The 19,555-nt window shown below is 35.7% G+C and carries 18 protein-coding genes; 3 read left to right on the top strand and 15 right to left on the bottom strand.

Annotated elements, in window-relative coordinates; all coding sequences use genetic code 11:
• Positions 1-13: 13 nt before the first annotated feature.
• From sipW to FG383_RS15245, 4 genes are all read right to left on the bottom strand, one after another.
• Positions 14-625 (bottom strand): signal peptidase I SipW, encoded by a 612-nt coding sequence (gene sipW / locus FG383_RS15260; RefSeq protein WP_142608254.1) that lies wholly within the window; start codon positions 623-625, stop codon positions 14-16.
• Positions 615-1,739, bottom strand: coding sequence for a putative sodium/potassium/calcium exchanger (locus FG383_RS15255; RefSeq protein ID WP_142608253.1), 1,125 nt, complete (start codon positions 1,737-1,739; stop codon positions 615-617). The genes sipW and FG383_RS15255 overlap by 11 nt, the downstream gene beginning before the upstream one ends.
• Before the next feature lie 156 nt (positions 1,740-1,895).
• Positions 1,896-2,492, bottom strand: a complete 597-nt coding sequence (locus FG383_RS15250) for a TasA family protein (protein WP_142608252.1) — start codon at positions 2,490-2,492, stop codon at positions 1,896-1,898.
• 872 nt (positions 2,493-3,364) lie between these two features.
• Positions 3,365-4,144, bottom strand: a complete 780-nt coding sequence (locus tag FG383_RS15245) for an undecaprenyl pyrophosphate synthase (protein WP_142608251.1) — start codon at positions 4,142-4,144, stop codon at positions 3,365-3,367.
• Positions 4,145-4,384: 240 nt separating this feature from the next.
• On the opposite strand from FG383_RS15245, the gene FG383_RS15240 reads away from it, so the two are divergent.
• Positions 4,385-4,951 (top strand): sugar O-acetyltransferase, encoded by a 567-nt coding sequence (locus FG383_RS15240; protein WP_142608250.1) that lies wholly within the window; start codon positions 4,385-4,387, stop codon positions 4,949-4,951.
• A gap of 338 nt (positions 4,952-5,289) precedes the next feature.
• On the opposite strand, the gene FG383_RS15235 is transcribed toward FG383_RS15240, so the two are convergent.
• Genes FG383_RS15235 through FG383_RS15210 form a run of 6 tightly spaced genes read right to left on the bottom strand, consistent with a single transcriptional unit; the run spans position 5,290 to position 11,401 of the window.
• Positions 5,290-6,426: a uroporphyrinogen decarboxylase family protein gene (locus FG383_RS15235; protein ID WP_142608249.1), complete on the bottom strand. Its 1,137-nt coding sequence runs from the start codon at positions 6,424-6,426 to the stop codon at positions 5,290-5,292.
• The gene (locus FG383_RS15230) at positions 6,423-7,949 is read right to left on the bottom strand and encodes a tripartite tricarboxylate transporter permease (protein ID WP_185907968.1); all 1,527 of its coding nucleotides are present in this window, start codon (positions 7,947-7,949) and stop codon (positions 6,423-6,425) included. Before FG383_RS15230 ends, FG383_RS15235 begins: the two co-directional genes overlap by 4 nt.
• Positions 7,950-7,964: 15 nt before the next feature.
• Entirely contained in the window at positions 7,965-8,408 is a 444-nt protein-coding gene (locus tag FG383_RS15225) for a tripartite tricarboxylate transporter TctB family protein (RefSeq protein ID WP_142608247.1), read from the bottom strand.
• 44 nt (positions 8,409-8,452) lie between these two features.
• Positions 8,453-9,442: a tripartite tricarboxylate transporter substrate binding protein gene (locus tag FG383_RS15220; RefSeq protein WP_185907967.1), complete on the bottom strand. Its 990-nt coding sequence runs from the start codon at positions 9,440-9,442 to the stop codon at positions 8,453-8,455.
• 35 nt (positions 9,443-9,477) lie between these two features.
• The gene (locus FG383_RS15215) at positions 9,478-10,692 is read right to left on the bottom strand and encodes a trans-sulfuration enzyme family protein (RefSeq protein ID WP_142608245.1); all 1,215 of its coding nucleotides are present in this window, start codon (positions 10,690-10,692) and stop codon (positions 9,478-9,480) included.
• 19 nt (positions 10,693-10,711) lie between these two features.
• Positions 10,712-11,401 (bottom strand): GntR family transcriptional regulator, encoded by a 690-nt coding sequence (locus FG383_RS15210; protein ID WP_142608244.1) that lies wholly within the window; start codon positions 11,399-11,401, stop codon positions 10,712-10,714.
• Positions 11,402-11,895: 494 nt separating this feature from the next.
• Between FG383_RS15210 and FG383_RS15205 the strand changes: the two genes are divergently transcribed.
• Positions 11,896-12,174 (top strand): DUF1292 domain-containing protein, encoded by a 279-nt coding sequence (locus FG383_RS15205; RefSeq protein WP_142608265.1) that lies wholly within the window; start codon positions 11,896-11,898, stop codon positions 12,172-12,174.
• A 511-nt stretch (positions 12,175-12,685) separates the two neighbouring features.
• Here FG383_RS15205 and FG383_RS15200 read toward each other — a convergent pair.
• From FG383_RS15200 to FG383_RS15185, 4 genes are read right to left on the bottom strand one after another with little or no spacing between them, the layout of a single operon-like run.
• Entirely contained in the window at positions 12,686-13,858 is a 1,173-nt protein-coding gene (locus FG383_RS15200) for a PucR family transcriptional regulator (protein ID WP_142608243.1), read from the bottom strand.
• 58 nt (positions 13,859-13,916) lie between these two features.
• Positions 13,917-14,636 (bottom strand): sulfite exporter TauE/SafE family protein, encoded by a 720-nt coding sequence (locus FG383_RS15195; RefSeq protein WP_185907966.1) that lies wholly within the window; start codon positions 14,634-14,636, stop codon positions 13,917-13,919.
• 55 nt (positions 14,637-14,691) lie between these two features.
• On the bottom strand, positions 14,692-16,146 hold the full coding sequence (gene nhaC / locus FG383_RS15190; protein ID WP_142608241.1) for a Na+/H+ antiporter NhaC: 1,455 nt from the start codon (positions 16,144-16,146) through the stop codon (positions 14,692-14,694).
• Positions 16,147-16,161: 15 nt separating this feature from the next.
• On the bottom strand, positions 16,162-17,259 hold the full coding sequence (locus FG383_RS15185; protein WP_142608240.1) for an NAD/NADP-dependent octopine/nopaline dehydrogenase family protein: 1,098 nt from the start codon (positions 17,257-17,259) through the stop codon (positions 16,162-16,164).
• A 370-nt stretch (positions 17,260-17,629) separates the two neighbouring features.
• Here FG383_RS15185 and FG383_RS15180 point away from each other — a divergent pair, with 370 nt between their 5' ends.
• Positions 17,630-18,217, top strand: a complete 588-nt coding sequence (locus tag FG383_RS15180; protein ID WP_185907965.1) for a LysR family transcriptional regulator substrate-binding protein — start codon at positions 17,630-17,632, stop codon at positions 18,215-18,217.
• A 435-nt stretch (positions 18,218-18,652) separates the two neighbouring features.
• Here the strand turns inward: FG383_RS15180 and FG383_RS15175 are convergent, their stop codons facing one another.
• Positions 18,653-19,375: a sodium:solute symporter family transporter gene (locus FG383_RS15175; protein WP_281285341.1), complete on the bottom strand. Its 723-nt coding sequence runs from the start codon at positions 19,373-19,375 to the stop codon at positions 18,653-18,655.
• Between the last annotated feature and the right edge of the window lie 180 nt (positions 19,376-19,555).

Here is a 19,555-nt window from a genome sequence, read left to right as displayed (position 1 = left end):
CCTATCGATCATTTTAGGAAGTACTATTCCCGTTCTCTTCCACTACTACATCTGCTTGTTTTTTCGGGTTCAATTCGATTACAGAGATTACTTTCCAAATTGTAAATGCTGAGTAAATAAGCAACAGGAATCCAGGTATTAAAAGTAGTAATGCTCCATTCTTAGACTGGGAAAAATTAATGAAATATCCAACGTAAGGTAATGTGAATCCAGTATATTTCGCTACCACATTGTCGGAAAGAACTGGATCCATATCCTCCGCATTGTTATTATCACCTTTTGTCCGGTAAAGTACGGAGTCTCCACTTTTGACTACCTCTGTAATCCGGTGTGTGATCAAAATATCTTTTTCTGCCTGGAATGTAATGACATCGCCTTCTTTAAAGGCGTTTTTATCTTCGGCCGCCTTAACGGAAATGATTGAACCTGTTTGAATTCCTGGCTCCATGGATCCTGAAAGAACTGTTTTTAACTGGTAACCAAAAAATTGCGGTTCTCCTCCAGAAGCTTTCGATATAACTACTACAGAGGCTACGCTGATTAGCAGGATCATCAATATGGTAGAGACAATGTTATTTACCCATTTTTTCATCTTTTCTTTTTTCGTTTTCTTGTTATATCTCATTTGTGTCATCCTCCGCTTTTTGTATGTTTTCTTCTTGTTTTGCAGCATCGTTCATTTCATCAGCATTGTTTTGCTCGGTACTATTTTCGGAAGTTTCATCTTTTGTTGAATCCTTATCTGTCGGGTTCTTTTCCTTTGATTCGGTTACAGTTTCATCCTTGCCTTCCGCTTGTTTTTCACTTTCATCATTAGGCTTCTGTAGCTCTTCCTCTTTACTTTCATCCATATCCGTTGTGGTGTCGCCTTCTTTGTCGCCTTCACCGTTTCCATTTTCTAATTCATTCTGTTCTTCATTTTTCTGTTCAATTGTTTCTATGTTTTCCGGTGCTACTATTTCGCTTTCTACTAAAAGTTCCTCATTAGCGTTACAGTCGGCGATGATTTCCTCACTTGAAGCAGTATCATTTTCTACTACAGGGCTACCATCTTTGCCTACACATTCTAACTCTTCCGTAGTATCCAAACCAACTATGTCTTCACAATCAATCACTTCTTCACCGTTTGAAATTACATCGGTTTCGCTTTCTTCTATAGGAGTATCATTTTTAGCTTCACTGTCAACCTCGTTTTCACCGCTTGATATTACATCTGTTTGACTTTCATCTGTAGGAGTATCATCTTTAGCTTCACTGTTAATTTCTTCTTCACTGCTTGATAATACATCCGTTTCGCTTTCTTCTATAGGAGTATCATTTTTAGCTTCACTGTCAACCTCGTTTTCACCGCTTGATAATACATCCGCTTTGCTTTCTTCTATAGGAGTATCATCTTTAGCTTCACTGTTAATCTCTTCTTCACCGCTTGATAATACATCCGTTTCGCTTTTTTCTATAGGACTATAATTTTTGATTTCGAGGTCAAGATAGACTATTTCACCTGTTACCTCGTCAATGGTGTATTCTTGGCCACATGCATTGACAAAAATTTGCGGAACTTCCCAAATATCGGAAGTGATTGTCTCAAAGACCTGCGACTGACTGCTGAAATGTGCAGATGTGTTAGACGTCATATAACCGGTGCCGAAGATGACTAAGTAACAAATGAGTGCAATTTCAAAAATCAGGAAAAGATCGTATTTCTTTTTCTTATATCTGCGTCTACGTTTCTTTTTCAATCCGATCCCGCCTTTCTAATTTTTATTGTTGGAATTTCTTTAAATATATTCCTCAAAACACAAAATATCTTTATATGCTGAGAAATATATATAAGGAATGTACCTATGATTGGAAAAAAATAAGGGAGGAGAATTAATCTCCTCCCAGGTTATATATTATTTCGATGCTCCAGCTGTCTGCTGTGCATCAAACTTCCACTTTAAAGATAGATTTGCATTTTGGTAGGCGTTTTGGTCTTGTTTATTGTCATTGAATCTAAACATTACGTGCAATTGATCCTTTGTACCAGCTTTGAGACCGCTGTTTTCCCCACCCTGCCATCCAAACCATTTCGGTGATTCATTTTTAACGGCATCCGCTGACATATTTGCCAATTCGCTCAAAGTCATGGAGTCAATCACATTGCTAGCTCCAAGAATACTGCTTTTGTCTTCGTTTATCAGGAATTCTACAACAATGTGATCTCCAAAGCCAGCTACTGATTCAGTAAATTCGGTAGTCAACAATACTTTTGAAATATCAAGGGTACCGTTGTTTTCCAATTTGAAACCACGATACATCCAGTCACCCGGCTTAATGTTTTTTACATCAATGATTGTTTCCGGATTAACTGCCAAATCCAATGTCCCAGCAGCAAATGTATTAGTTGATGTTTCTACGTCGTTAAAATAAGCATAAGTTCCCCCGCCGATCATACTTACAGCCAATGCTCCAGTTGCGATACCCATTGCTAGTTTCTTTTTAAGATTCATTTTATATTTCCTCCAATTAGTCGTAGTTTTTAATTTTGGTATTACTTGTTTCCTTTTTAAGCTTTGTTTCGAATATTTCATTTTGTCCAAAGTGGTTTATTACCCCACTTTAGAGAATTCTTTGACTAAGTTTATCAAGGTATACTTGGTTCCTCAGCCTGCAATAGTGATAGATAAAAGAAGAATAATGCCACATTCACTTGTATATTCGATTCTAGATTTAAGTTCCTCTATTTATGTCGTTCACCTCTCCCTTAAGACTTCGTTTGGTCACCATGCAATGGAACTAACTTCAGTATATACAGCGCTAAATAATTCAGCCTCCCTCGAACGGTTACTTTTTGATTTTTCAGTATTCTCCTTCTGGATGATTTCCTTGGTATACTTTTGTACCACTCAATTGATTATAAAAGGGTGTAATAAACTAAAAAGTTATAAAAAAGTGTTTGCATTCTCTCGGCGACTGACAAATTTTTAAATCCTAGCCTTTTCGCAAGTGCAACTATCTTTCAATCGTACAACTAAGTCACTGAGTCATTTACTTGCTCTCGATGAAATGGTATTTGCGGTTTAGTGGTACTTACTTGCAAAACCGTATTATTCTAATTTTGTAGCCAATAATTTAACCCTCCTTCCTTCCTAGTTGGAAGAAAAGAGGGTTATTATATTTCATGCACGCTTGAATTGTAATATAAATTCAGAATAGTATAGAATTGTTTCCAACACAGTGGAGCGTCACTCGGGAGTGCTTTTTTAGAGATCTCTTATTTTTTAATTTTAGGGAGCAACTATTTTGAGATAATCCACAATCCTAGCAATTAAATCTTACAAAAGTTCAATTCTACAAATATCGTTTACTTTTCTAATACTTCTTACTTAAGTCCACCATATTTTCTGTTCCTTGTTTGATAATTTTCAATGGCGTCCATTAAACAAGCTTCATCAAAATCTGGCCATAATGTATCGGTAAACCAGAACTCGGTATAAGCAAGTTGCCAAAGCATAAAGTTACTTAGACGAATTTCACCACTAGTACGGATAAGTAAGTCTGGCTCGGATAATTCTTTAGTCATTAAATGACTACTTATTAATTCCTCTGTGATTTCATTACTGGAGATTGACCCGTGCTGTACTTTGTTAACAATTTGCTTTACTGATTGAACAATTTCATCTCGACTACCATAGTTCAATGCAAAGTTTAAAATAAGCCCATTATTATGAGAAGTCTGTTCAACTGCTTTATTAATTGCTCTTTTAGTATGTTCGGGAAGGAGATCATGATTCCCCATCATTTGTACCTGTACGTTTTGCTCGATTAACTCGGGTAAATATTTTCCCAAAAACTCTTCTGGCAACTTCATAAGATAATCTACTTCTATTTTTGGTCTTTTCCAGTTTTCCGTTGAAAATGCATAAAGGGTTAAGGTTTTAATACCTACTTCATTGGCGAACTTGGTTATTTTCCGAACGGTTTGCATCCCCTCAAAGTGACCAGCAACCCTTGGTAAAGAGCGATTCTTAGCCCATCTACCGTTTCCATCCATAATAATCGATATATGAGAAGGCAATTGTTCTATTTGCGCTAGTTCTTTTCTTCTTAATAAATCATTATTCAATGCTGGCTGCTTTTTACGCATAAGCTTATTTAGCATACCTATCCTCCACCCTATATCTTTTCCAGTTTTATGTATGTATCTATCTTATCAGAAATTCCTTTACAAGACTTCATAAAATTTGACAAACAACTTTAAGATACGACAGACAGCGTTCTCCGCTGATTGGGTAGTTCTTATAATTTTAATGAATTGCCAAAATAGTGTTGAATTATATATAACACACATACACTTTTTTATACGAAACTTAAAGGTATTTCTATCGAGGAGTAGACTTGTATGAAATCAGAGAAAGAAAAGATGTTGAATGGGGAGCTGTATAATGCAGCTGATCCTGAACTATTAAACGAAAGAATGAATGCACGAAGATTGACACGATTATTTAATGAAACAATCGAAACGGATGACGAGCAGCGTACAGAGTTAATCAAAGAGTTGTTTGGTTCCACTAATGGTGCTTTTTATGTCGAACCAACGTTTCGTTGTGACTATGGCTACAATATTCATGTAGGGGAAAAATTTTATGCTAACTTTGACTGTGTGTTTCTAGATGTATGTGAAATCCGAATCGGGGACAACTGTTTTATCGCTCCTGGTGTGCATATATATACTGCGACGCACCCGTTAAATCCACAAGAAAGAATAACAGTTCTCGAGTATGGAAAGCCTATACATATCGGTCATAACGTTTGGATAGGCGGTCGAGCTGTTATTAATCCAGGAGTGAAAATAGGGAATAATGTAGTGATAGCTTCCGGAGCAATCGTCACAAAAGATATCCCAGATAATGTGATCGCCGGTGGAAATCCAGCTAGGGTAATAAAAGAAATTGAGAATGTACAATGAGTTACGAATAAAGCCATAAGTACGTGAAATACTATATAGGCAAAACAGATTAAAAAATTTATTGCTTTTGTGTACATGTAAGTTGTAGTGGGTAAATACCAGTTTTTATGACGGAAAATGAGACCAAGCACTGCACTCTAGCAGGGATAACCCTTTAAAATCGATGGATGGGATTCCCGTCTTACAAACATGAAAATCCCGTTCATCAGTATCTTGGTGAACGGGATCTGGTTATTAATAACTACCTTTTAAAAATTGAAATTGTATTATTTTTTCAGAATAGTACAGAATGTTCTCTTGCACAGGGACAACATATTTTGCTGGGCACTTCTCAATTCTTATGGAATATGTTTAAATAAAGATATACCATTGTTTTCAGCTCTTTCTTGAAACTGGCCGGTTTCATAAGTTCTGTAATTCGAACTTCCTACAGACTGAAGGCAGTGGTCTTTTTCCGCTTCAGCGAGTGGTAAAGATATTATTTCCTCTTTTTTAGATAACTCTATGATTTTATCCTTTACTTGATGGATATATTCGTCTACGACTGGATAACGGATGACACAATCTGGAGAAAAAATTATCCTGGATTGTCTTGTTTGACTACAAATCTGCTCAATTTGTTGACTGATACTATCGATATTACCTGATGTAATATAAGCTCTTTTCAACCCTCCGATAATTACTTTATCGCTTTCCTTCAAGAACCTTTCAATAGAAGGATCACTGTCCCATAAGTGCCAATTGATCGCTTGAACGGGATATTCTTTCACTTCATCAAATAAAACTTCCTCACCATGTAAATGCATTACATTAAACCAGGAATCATTCTTAATCGCATGTAAAACAGCTAAATCAAATGGAACACCAAATTCTCTGTATTTCTCAAGTGTGATTGATTTCCTTGTTGCCATTTGATTTGCAAAGAACACTCCATCACAACCTCTTCGTAATGCTTCTTTTGCAAATTTTATAATGGTTGCACTAATAATTTCTAACCCTTTTTTTAATTCATTGGGGTGATATTGGAGATAAAATCCAATATCTTCTGTAATTTTTTGTGCCATCGTTAAAGGAGAAAAAATTGTACATATTATTGGCTTAGTACCATCTACTTTCTTTATCAAACTATCTAGAGCTTCAAGTTCTCTTCCCAATGAACCATAAGTCGGTTCAATAATTTTTAGTTTTTCCCAATCTTCGGCATGCTGAATTGCATATTTCTCAACTTTTGCAACACCACCTTGTTCAATATCATTAAAGTTACACTTGCATTCCCAAGCTTCCGCCATATAAAGTCCATTCGGCATATGTTTAATAAAATCAACATCAAATTCCTTTGAAAATTGATAGGTTACTTCTGCTTGCTGTTCAGGAATTAAATCAATTCCTGGAAAGTGTGTCCAAAAACTATAGGGAAGTCTATCGACGGGTTCATTTTTTAAGAGTCTACGAATCCTTTCAAAAGAGCTCATCATATATTTTCAGCACCACCCAACTCCTGTTTCTTCACTTTTCTAACTAATTGTTTGGAAAGGATTTTTAATTGAGTTCCAAACAAAGAGAAAATAATTAGAACAATTAGTATTATTGAGATGGGGTGAAGTGCAGCGGCAAGTAAATCACCTTGGTTTATCAATAACGCTCTCCTTAGTTCCGATTCTGCAAGAGGACCTAAAATAAAACCTAGAACTAGCGGTACTAATGGAAATTTTAATTTTATTAAAAAGTAACCGAAAATACCGAAAATTATCATCACCACTGCATCAGCCAATAAGTTTCGATCTGCTAAAGTGCCTGCAGTACTGATTACAAAAATGAGTGGTGCTAACAAATAAACGGGAACAATAGCTAACTTCGAAAAGAATCTAGTGCCTAGTAACCCGATAATGATCATTACAAAGTTGGCGAATAAAAATCCCCAGATCAATCCATACGTTGTTGTAGCATGCGTCGTAAATAGTGCTGCACCTGGACGAAGACCATGAATTAGTAATCCTCCTAAAAAGATAGCTGAAACTGCATTACCAGGTATCCCTAAGGTTAATAATGGAATTAAAGAACCACCAACAACTCCATTATTTCCTGCCTCTGCAGCAGCAACGCCTTCAATTTCACCTTTACCGAAGTTTTCAGGTGTCTTAGAACTTCTTCGAGCATATTCCCAACTGACGGCAGAGCCAATGCTCATTCCCGCACCAGGAGTAATCCCTGCAAATGTTCCAATAACGCCGCTTCGGAAAATTGTTTTAATAGTTTTTTTCATATCCTTCAAGTTAGGAAGAATATCTCGTTTATTAACCTTTACACCTGCATTTTGTATAGTTGCAGATTTTTGTTCTCCCAACTCGAATACCGCACCCAATGAGTATAGGCCGATTATTACAGCTACAAGTGGAAGCCCTTCATATAAAGATGGCAAGCCCATTGTATATCGGTAAGATCCTGTAATCGAATCTATCCCAATAGTCGCCAACAATACGCCTAATGCTCCAGACATAAGCCCTTTGACCATAGATCCTTTCGATAAACCGACTATAATGGATAATCCAAATATAGCCAATAAAAACATTTCAAATGAGCCAAATAGTAATGTCAATTTTGATAACGGGGGTGCTAATAAGAACAGGAAAATGGCACTAATACTACCACCTATCCACGAAGCGATTGCCGCCATTCCTAACGCCTTACCACCCTGCCCTTTTTTTGTCATATTATAACCATCCATCGCAGTGATGATATTCCCTGGTTCCCCCGGTGTATTGATCAAAATAGCAGCAATCGAACCTCCATAAACTGCACCTGCATAAATTGCAACTAATAAAATCAAACCAGTATCTGGTGCAAATGAAAACGTTAAGGGAATCGTAAGCGCCACTCCGACAGATGCATTAAACCCTGGTACACATCCTACGATAATACCGATAAATGTTCCTAAGAATAACACAACGATATTATGAAAACTCAATGTGTTAAGCAATGCTTGAAATACTGCCTCCAATTCCATCACCTCCTTTTATAAATTTAAAATACCTTGTGGAATAGTAATATGTAGTAGCGAAGTAAAGAAAAAGTAAATTACAAAAGTAAAAGCGATAGAACAAATAAATACCATCTTTTTACTTCTTCCACCTAGATAAAACATAATACTAGCCAAATAAATCGGTGTAACAATCAGAAAACCTATTGGACTAAGTAAAGCTATATACAAAATGGATAAGATGGAAATTACATAAAACTGCTTTGAAGGTTTTATTGGTAATTTATTTCTTTCCTTCTCTATTTCTTTACTATTTTCTTTTTGTTCTTTTATAGTTTGGTATAAATAGATAGTGTTGATAAATATTATTGCCCCACTCACCATTCTAGGGAAGATACCTGCGTCCCCACCAAATTTTGTAGACTCATATAAAAAGTAACCACTGATAATGTAGATTAAAACAATAACTCCATATGCCATAATTTATTTCCTTTCTAATAAATTTTTTGCTTCATATGTGGCGTTTACCAAGGATTTCTCTCAAATTCTTCCACTAACTCATCGTTGTAATTTTCCAAAAATTCTTTATATTCTTCGGGTCCCATATAGTCTAAAGGTAATGCCATTTCTGTTGCCTTCTTGATAAACTCTTCATCTTCCATTGTTTTCTTAAGAGCATCTGCCAAAAATTCGACTTGTTCTTTACTTACTCCCTTAGGTGCTGCAATTCCGCGCATAGATATTTGTGTTAAATCTAATCCCTCTTCCTTGTATGTTGGAACATCTGGCATTAAATCCATTTTTTCTTCTGATCCCACAGCTAGCACTTTAATTTTTTTATCTTCATACTGAGATATGACTTCCGAAGCATTTGTAATGAGCACATCTACATGCCCACCCATCAATGCTGCAACAGCTGGTGATGTTCCTTCAAAAGGAATCTTGTTGAACTCGACATCTTTCATTTCCTCTGCCCTGCGTAATGTTAAAGCCTCAGATGTCCCTGGACCACCATAAGCCATATTAAGTTTTCTTTTTTTAGCTTCTTCAAAAAGATCTTCCAAAGAGTTAATCTGACTATCCGCATTCACTACAAACGCTCCTGGATCGGATACAATATTTGCTATTAGAGAAAAATCATCTAAATTATATTTTACTTCGTTAGGTCTTTGAATTGGATGTAATAACGTCGTAGGTGGATTAATCATCCCAATTGTGTAACCATTATCAGGTGCACCCGCTAATGATGTAAAACCAATTTCACCTGCAGCTCCTGGTTTATTGATAACGGCAAAGCTAGATCCAACGTATTTTTCAGCATAATTTAATATAGTTCTTGCGGCAACGTCTGTTCCTCCACCTGCATTAAAAGCTACAATGACCTCAATTGGTTTGTCAGGATATTTCCCTTTTCCTTCTGGTTTATCCTGACCTTCAGCTTCCTCTGAACAACCTGCAATGACTATGCTAACTATGAACATTAACATTAAAAAGAAATAATTAGGCTTTTTCATTATTTTCAGTATCCCCCTTTTAGATAACAACATATTTATATTGAATAGCTCAATTCTTTTTGAAGCTCATTTGAAACTATTAATAAAGAATTCTTCAGATCTTCTATAATATCATCGGCATTTTCTAGTCCCGCTGAAAGGCGTATTAATCCATCAGAAATTCCGAACTTCTCTCTTTCTGATTTCGGTATAGATGCATGAGTCATAGAAGCTGGATGTTGAACTAAAGTTTCCGGATCTCCTAAACTAAACGATATCATTGCTAACTCTAACTGATTAAGGAATCTTTTCGCTGTATCAAAATCCCCTTTCAATTCAAACGTTACAATTCCACCCATACCTTCCATCTGAGTTTGAGCTAATTCATATTGAGGGTGGGAAATTAGACCAGGGTAGTTAACTTTTGAAATAAATGGATGTTCGTTTAAAAACTCCGCAATTGCCAGCGCATTTTCATTATGTTTTTTCATACGAATAGCCATTGTCTTAATCCCTCTTAGTATCATATATGCTTCCCATGCATTTAAGTTTTGCCCTAAATCGCCCATCAGATTTTTTCTAATAAATGAAATGTCTCTTTTGTTACCTACCACTAAGCCTGCTATGACATCGCCATGACCATTAATATATTTCGTTGCACTGTGAACAACCAAATCCGCTCCTAGGTCCAATGGTCTTTGAAGTAAAGGTGTCATAAAAGTGTTATCGACAATTACTGCCAATCCCTGTTCATGTGCCAACTTAGAAAGTGCCTTAATATCTAAAATTGTCAAACTTGGATTGGAAGGTGTTTCAATGTACAGCACTTTTGTATTACTCTTAATACTAGCTGCAACCGCTTCCAAATCCGTGCAGTCTACAAAATCAAACTCAATACCAAAACGTGGGGCTAATACAGTTAAAAAGTGATGTGTTCCCCCATAGATATCTTTTGTCACTAATACATGATCACCAGATGTAAGATAGCATAACAATGCATTTGAAATCGCCGCCATTCCACTACTAAGTGCAAGCGCTTCCTCACCTTGTTCTAAAAACGCAATTTTCTCTTCCAATAATTTAATAGTTGGGTTTCCATATCTTCCATAGTACACATCATTCGTTTTTCCCATCACTGTATCAATCGCACTCTCAACATCCGTAAAAGCATAGGCAACCGCTGGAACGATTGACGGTGAAACGGCCCTCGTTTTTTCATCTGGTTTAGTAATCGCATGAATAATTTCAGTTTCTAAACTTCTAGTTCTCATTGTAAAGCTCCCTTCAATTCTAATCATTTCTCTTTGAAATACCACTTTCATATTTCGTTACCGCGGTAATTGCAATTTCCGCGCTTTTCATGATATGTTCTTCCATTACACTCGCAACTTTATCTAAATCTTTTTCTCTCATAATTTTTAATATAAGATCATGATCACTTTGAATAGGTTTTTGGGACTTAGTTTTCTCAAATGGTACCAGTCTACGGTACCTATCAATGTGATCATTCAACTGTCTTAATATCCTAACCGAAGTTTCAAGATCACTTATTTCATATAAAATGTTGTGAAAGGCTTTTCCATATTGAAGGATATCATCAACCCTATCACTTCCTGACAACAAGTTTATCATCTGAACACAATCCTCTAATTTTTCCAAGTCTTCATTTGTCGCTTTTTTGGTTGCATGTACAACAATAATTCCTTCTAATGCGCTTCTAATTTTAAACAGCTCTCTTAGTTCGCTAGTTGAAATGGAAGCAACTTCTAATCTTCCATTTTTCCTTCTGCTAACCAACCCCTCCCATTCTAGTCTTTGCAAAGCCTCTCTTAATGGGGTTCGGCTAATTTCCAATAGGGTTGCTAATTTTTCCTCGATTATCGCCTCTTCCGGTGGTAATTCACCTTTAATGATCAATTCTTTTACTTCAAAATACGCATAATCCTTAGCCGACTTTTGTTGATAATTAGGACTCGTCACTTACATCACCTCATTAACGTATAATTGTATACAATAATACTTAAATACATAATAATTAAATAACTTGTTAATGTCAATTAGAATTTTTTGATTTTTCTAAACAAAAATGAAATTCAAACGATGCTCACTTCTTTAAAGGCATTATTTCGACTCTTATGTAGTAAGATACGATTAAATTTGTCAATAACATTCAGAACTATTTCTGCTGTATGACGACCCTTCGATTTATTACTTTCTACAGCTTCGTTTACTTATTGTTGATCTCTAGCTTGTTCATTCCTATTGATCTATTGTCACAACAGTGTAGAAATATTTAAAGCACTGGGACGCTTTTGAATATGCATGGAGTCACGAATAAAAACATAGGTAAGTGAAATACTATATGGGCAAAACAGATTTAAAAATTTATTGCTTTTGTGTAAATAAGTTGTAGTCGGTAAATAAATGAAAGAATAACGGAACAAAAATAGGAGGAACTTTAAATGGAAGAAAAAATGGGCGGCATCGAAGTGGGAGAGATCCTAACGGTTTTAGATGAAGAGGATCGCGAACAAGAAATCGAAGTAATCGGGCTTTTAACGATTGAAGATAAAGAGTATGCAGCTGTTGCATTTGCAGAGGATATAAAAGAAGAAACAGAAGAAGACATGGACGTGTTCTTTTTCCAAGTAGTTGATGGAGAAGACTTAGCGGAAATCGAAACGGATGAAGAATTTGAAAAAGTATCTGCAGCATTTCTGGAAGCTGGAGAAGCAACAGAAGATGAAGAATAGGAAAATTGGGAAATAGAGGGTGATTTCCTCTTTTTTTAAAACTCACAAGTAGAATATTTTTGATAGGAATAAAGTGGAGTATTATAAATTTAAGGAAAACTGGAACTTGGCGTTTACACCTGTTCCTTCCTAACAAATAGTATGAAGAAAGTATACTTAAATAAAATATCCTAATAATTGGATACATGAGACAAACCGGACCGTGAACACGACAAAGTTAATAAAAACCCTTATATGAACTGCCCCGTAAACTAGAAAGAGACGGGTATTCAATCGTCGAATAACCCGTTTTCTTCATTTGTTATCTATCTATTTAACATTGTAGGGACGCTTTTTAAAATGATTATTGAGTAGTTGAAACATAACAAATCACTATTTATGAAAACACGAAATAACGCCCACCCGTTCGTCGAGTGGACGTCATTTCGTGCTTGCCAATTTCAGTGAATTATCGATAATTATCTGAATATTTTATATTTAACTTAACACAGAGACGCGTTTTCATATTACATCATAAAACCACTTTCATCATAAATGCTACGGACAGATTAAGCCTAACAAAAAAATCGGATAAATCGCAGACTAGCAAGCTTTCAATTTTTTTGATTTTATAATTTATAGTATTCCGATGTACAAACATCCGTTGCGCCACTTCATTGACACGTCCGTTCGTTTCTAAATATAATTTTAATACTGCACTTAAGTCCGTATCGTTTGCATTATCATATTGTAAAAGCGGTCCAAGCATGGTTTGAAAATATTTTTCTCCCCCATCTTTTTCTACATATGATAATAATAATTCATACACACCCAGTGACTGCTCGTCCTCTATCGGTTTAAAAATTAATCCGTTGCTATTGATTTTATGAACTTGCTTCGCTCTAATAAAATGCTTATGTAGCTCATTTAATTTCTTCACTTCTTTTCCAAGTGACATAAATTGTAGCTGTGACTCGGGAGCTTTAATAGTAAAAAAACTACTTACTTTTTCCTTTAATAATTCTAATTTAGAATTATTCAGTTGAACGGAACAAAGAATGAACGAGTCTTCTATATTTACAATGGCAATTTTCCCATCCAATTGATAGGAGAAAAATTCAATCTTATTAGTTAGTTCATTTATAATTTTATTATTCATTTCAGGATGTAGTTTACAACTAAACATTGTAAAGCGCAGTTCATTTTCAGGTTTAAAATCATATTCTTCAAAGATAGGTATATACAAATCTTCTCGCATCGGTGCAAGTAATGCTTTTTCAAGAGCTTTAGAAATTTCCATTTCATACTTTTCTGCTTCTAAAATATACATGCAAAACACTTTTATTATACGCGCCATCTTTACTTCCCATGGTACTGTGAATAATGGAAATGCCATTTCATTACAATAGGCAAGGATTTCATCGCTAATATTCGGAATATATGGTCCAATGTTCACTACCATTCCGCTAGCACCATTACGTATGTTTTCTTTTACTAATTCCAATAAATCAAAGTCTTTATTTTCATATATCCCTATTCCAGTTGTGAAAACAACTTCTTCTCCATCTAAAAAAGTAGAAATCTCTTCATTTTCTACCATATGCACCCATTTCACAGATTTATCCATACCCTCATGACCGGCTAGTAGTTGTATATCAAAACTATTTACAACATATTTATATAATACATTCAATAAGACACTCATTCCATTACCCCTTTTCTATCTTACCATGAGCATCTTTAGTCATATATGGAAAAACGCTTTATGTTAAAAGTAAGGAAATTCCCGAAATGAATAAAAGAATATACGTTAACTTTAAAAAGTTTTGGTGGTTTATCTTTGGAAATAATTTGATACCAAGCATAATACCCAGAATCAATGGAATGATTGACCAAAGTATCAATGGGATGGTCGTCTCGTTCACATGTCCTAAACGAACTTGATTTATAAATAAGAAGGAATCTAAAATGACCCAAAGCGGTGCTAAAGTGGCTCTAAATTCTTTCTTCGTTTTCAAAGCTGTGGCAGCATATATAACCAATAATGAACCACCTGATAAAAATAATCCATGTACTACTCCCGCCATTACAACTATCCAGATTAGAATGTTCGGAGAAAGGGTAAAATCCTTCTTCGCAAAAAACTTTCGCAAGGCAATAAAAATAATGAGTAGTGCATAAAACTTCAATAAAATGGATACTGGAACAACGTCAAATAGAAGTATACCTACAATCATACCTAGTATCATATAAATGGAGATTTTAAAAAGTTGCTTCCAATTCGTATCTTTATAGCACGATATAGTGATCCAAATACAACATAAAAGTGAAATTACATTTAAAACAGTCTTTGCCTCATCTACGCCAATCAATTGCATAGATGCAGGCATTGCAAGCAAGGTACCTGCAAAACCAGTCATGGATTCAACAGTATTAGCTATGAAGACGACCAAAAGAAACAAAAATTCCTGTGGAGTCAGCAAACTGGTCATCTTCCTTTCAGAAGGATTTTTCTTTATATCCCTATAACGTAGTTTTCTATCTAACTAAAACGCTTTTCACTTTTGCATCTGTTTTGTCTGTTTTGGCTATGGAAAAACCAGTAAATCCAAAAATCATGGCAAAAACAATACATAAGTAACATGGGATTGCCCACATCCAATAATTTCCGACTCCTACCCCTAAAACCTCTAAATAATAAATACCAGATACTCCCCAAGGAACAAATGGTAAAATCATGGTGCCGGCATCTTCTAGAGTCCTGGATAGATTTTTACGATCTAATCCCATCTTGTTGTAGGCATCTTTTAACAGTGTGCCAACCATGATAATAGAAATTGAAGCAACACCTGCCGTGAAAACAAGCGCAACACTACCAGCAATTGTTACCCCTATTAGTTGCCATACTTTCTCTACCTTACTATAGAATGATTCTAAGATTACCTCTAAGCATCCAGCTACTTCCACTATCCCAGCAAAAGCATATCCACAAATAATGGTTACTGCAATAGTCGTCATAGAGAAAATTCCCCCACGATTAAGTAACTTTAGGACAGTTTCAGAAATAGCGGAAGCATCAAAATTTGCTGAATGGACCATTGATAGATTAAATCCGCTGACCATAGCTTGTAGACCATCAGTAAAGGAAAAAGAGTTGGATAACATTCCTACTATTAGTGCTACAACTGACGAAAGAAGCATAACTGGTACGGTTGGCTTTTTATAAAAAGCACCCCAAAAAATAACTAAGAATGGTAAACACATAAAAACGTTCCAATTATAAATAGAATCTAGCTCACCAGTAAGTGTCTTAATAGCCGCAATATCTACGTTTTCATTACCGTACATCTGCTGGCCAACTATCATATAAACAATTATCCCGATTAAAGAAGCTGGAATGGTCGTATACAACATATGTTTAATATGATCAAAAAGGTTTACTTCGCAAACAAGCGGAGCCAAATTAGTCGTATCAGACAATGGCGATAATTTATCCCCAAAAACTCCCCCTGCAATCACCGCTCCCGCTGCCATCCCAAGCGGAATATTTAACTGCGCAGCTATCCCCATAAGCGCAACACCAGCTGTAGCTGTGGATCCCCATGCAGTTCCTGTTGCAGTAGAAACTACGGCAACGATTATAAAAGCTGTCACTAAGAAAAATGCCGGACTTATAATCTTCAATCCATAATAGATTAACATTGGCACAGTACCTGCATATACCCAACTACCAATTACAATACCTACTGCAAATAGGATGAAAACTGCTGGCATTACATTACCTATTCGAGTAGAAACACCCTTTTCCATTTCGTCCCATGTTAGACCAACTCTCCATCCAATAAAAGCGGCATATGCAGCGGATATAACTAATAATATTTGAATCCCAATTCCAAATATCCCAAAACCTATACCAATGACTAATCCCATAAAAACTAGACAAGATATAGCCTCGAATAATGTTGGCTTTCTTTTTACTCTTACCTTCCCCATTCCCATTCACCCTTTTTATACAAATTCTACTAATTGCTGAACCGACAAACCATCCAAACCAAGGCTCTTCAAATGAAGTCCATCGTTATTAAAATCCTGTTCTAACAGGGTCCCACCTAAAATTATTACTGCATCTATATTCGGCGTTGGAACTCCCGCTACTTTTCCTAAATCGGACCAGAGAACAAGACCACTAGAAATATCCTCAGTAAAGTAACGTGATTGAACACTTACAGGGCCTTTGATTTTAGTGAATACTTCACTTGTATTAAAAAGGGTTTGGAGATCTTCCTCTTCGTTACTAAAATACCCTCTTCTTGCTCTACTTTGGACCGCATCCTCCAGTTCAAATCCAAAAGCCTTTCCAATTGCCATACGCTCACCTTCAATAGCATGAAGCAATTTAATCGTATGTTCCGTAATCCCTTCTTTATAAAGCCAAAACTCCCCTTGAGAATAATCAATTCTCCCTGCATTCAACAAACAAGGACCTGGATGAACCTCCGGATTTCCATTTTCTAATGTCGTATGCCATATATTTTTTGCCGCAACGAAGCAATCATAAAGTTGTGAACAAACAGCAAGTAGTCGCTCTGTTTCGGTATGTGGATACGCGGCTAGAAAAATCTTTTTTACACGTAAAGACAATTCTGCAATAGCTTCCGCAGGGAATGCACGTGTTCCATAGGTAAGTGAATTTGTTTCAGCTATACTAAATTTCTTATTAATCCCTAAATCTCTTGCTTTATTTACAAAACGTACACATCCCATTGCCGCAGCCCCATTTAGCAAAATCACTTGCTCTTCTGATACAATCGGTGCCAATAGTTCGGCAAATTGCTCAATTGCAAATCCCGGGACCGTCAGCATTATAACATCTGCTCCTTGAATAGCTTGAACAATATCAGTAGTTACCAAATCCACTTCGTAGAAAGATTCCTGATTTAGTTCCATTAATAAGATACCGCCTTTTTGTTTGATACCTTCTAAATTTTTTCTAAATTGAGGAAGTTCATATAAACTTACTTCAAATCCTCTACTTTTTAAATCCGCTGCAGCAGTAATTCCGCCATTTCCAGCCCCTAGTATCGCAACTCTTTGTACCTTCTTCATCCCAATCCCTCTTTCCAATAATTAACTATATTAAATAAACTTACAATGGACCCCTTTCTTTATCTCACATAATTCAGTCAATTAATATATTCAAGTAGCTAAAATATTTTGTGCTACAGCACAACCCCCTATTTATAGAATACATTTGAAACTAGTTAGGACTGTTGTTTACACAGTAACCAACCAAGAGAGGAAGGTTGGTCGTGTTCAGCCATTTGTAGAATAAATTTGCCTCCAGCTTCCTTCAGACTCCGCGTGGACATATACACACATGTGACGATCAAAGGAAAATACGAAATAACACCCACCTCTTCATGGTGAGTGTTATTTCGCATTTACTTAATTAATAGTTACTTATAGACAATTGCAGGTGGGTACATTTCCTAGCGTCACTACAAAATGGATTCCTAAAATATTAAAAAAAATGAATGAAGAATACCCAGGTATCGAAGTTTCTATCCTTGAAGAGAATTATGAGGTGATACAACAGTTAGTTTTAGAAGGGCAATTGGATTGTGGTTTTGTAGCGGACAACCCTTTTTTTTTTTCACTATCCTTTCCCCCTTTAAAAAAGGATAAGTTATTATGCATAATCAGCGCAGAACATCCTTTAGCCCAGTTAAATAAAGTAACGCTAAAGGTATTAAATCAAGAACCTTTTATTTTACCGGGGAAGGGCGGAGATATCGAGTTAAAAAAGTTTTTTAAAGTTCATAATATAACACCCAATATTAGATATGAAATTATGGATACGAACCAATCTATTGTTGCAATGGTAGAAAGTAATTTAGGGATTAGCATCCTTCCTCAATTACTGTTAAATAAAATATCCAAAACGGTTATTACAAGAAAACCAGAAATTGATTTTTCTAGAATGATTGGTCTAATCAACTTAAAAAATCCCTCCCCAGCTACAAATCTATTTATAATTTTTTTCACTAGCACCGCATTAAAATAATTCAACACTATATTTAAATCTGAATCTTCTGAAAAATAATTTCTCCATAAAAAAATCCTTTATAATGGTTTGGTGGTAGTAACCTATCCAAATCGATGCTAGTGATTTGTAATGGATATATATTAAAAGAGAGAAGCACTCAAACGCTCCTCTCTTGAAACCTTTACCGATAAAGTGGTGGTTGTCAAACTACTATTTTTTTATTGGAAACGATCCTTATGTTCACGATGCCTTGGGATGATTTTCTTTTTGTTTTCTAATAAGTTAATGTTCTTGTTTTGCGCAAGGCAACCACCCATCCAATATTTAGTAGCACTTTCATTTTATCGGAACAGTTACTTTTCCTTTTTCGAACATTTATAGTAGATATTATTTAATGGTGAATTGTAGTGTATGGTAAGAATTGTGTAGAATTTTATCTAACACAGGGGCGCGTCACTCATTTGACTCGTATGCAGATGGAGCAATCGGTATTCCTTTTTTCTTTTCAATCCAGTTCACTAGTAAAAATGTTGTTAAACTCGCTACACATCCAACGATTACTGCCATTATCCCAAAAGGTTCCTTCGCTAACTGCCACGAAACCCCTACAATTGTACCTACAATAATAGAGTAATAACCCGAATTTGGTGTAACCTTCTCCCAAAGTAAGCCGAGAATGTATGCTGCAAATGGACCTGTTGATCGAATGGTAAATGCAAATACAAGCAAAGGAATAATCTGTTGACTGAACAACGATATTCCGATTGCAAACAAACCTGCAATTAGTACAACATACTTACTAGCTTTTAATTCACTTTCTTCCTTCACTACTTTCTTTAGAAGTGGTCCATGTATATCTTTCACATATACACTAGCTACAGCAAGTAAATTACCAGAAGCACTGGATAACGTAGCTGAAATAACACCAGATAATAATAATCCTGCAATTAGAGGTGGCAATAACTCAATCGAAACCGTTGCAAGCGCATTATTTGCCTCAATATTTGGAAAAGCAGATAAAGCAATTAATCCCAACACTGCTGGTATGAATGCATACACGGTCATAAGAACTCCACATAATAGCGATCCCCATACAGCGGTCTTTTCATTTCGAGCAGAATAGTAACGTTGCACTGCCTCTTGACCAGTTGAAAATGTCATGAAATACAAAATAATTAATCCTATAATCGTTTTCCAACCAATTTTAGTAAACCCTAGCTGTTCTGGAGGAGGGCACTGAAAAACTTACGTTTTTAAATTCATATCGTTTTTTCAAACAAAAACAGGCAACTTCTTGTTCGATTTTGAACAAGAAGTTGCCTGTTTCTTTAATTTTTTCTATTCTTTTTCTTTTAA

The organism is Psychrobacillus soli, from assembly GCF_006861775.1.
Classification (GTDB): Bacteria; Bacillota; Bacilli; order Bacillales_A; family Planococcaceae; genus Psychrobacillus; species Psychrobacillus soli.
This window is presented reverse-complemented; position numbering and strand designations above follow the sequence as displayed.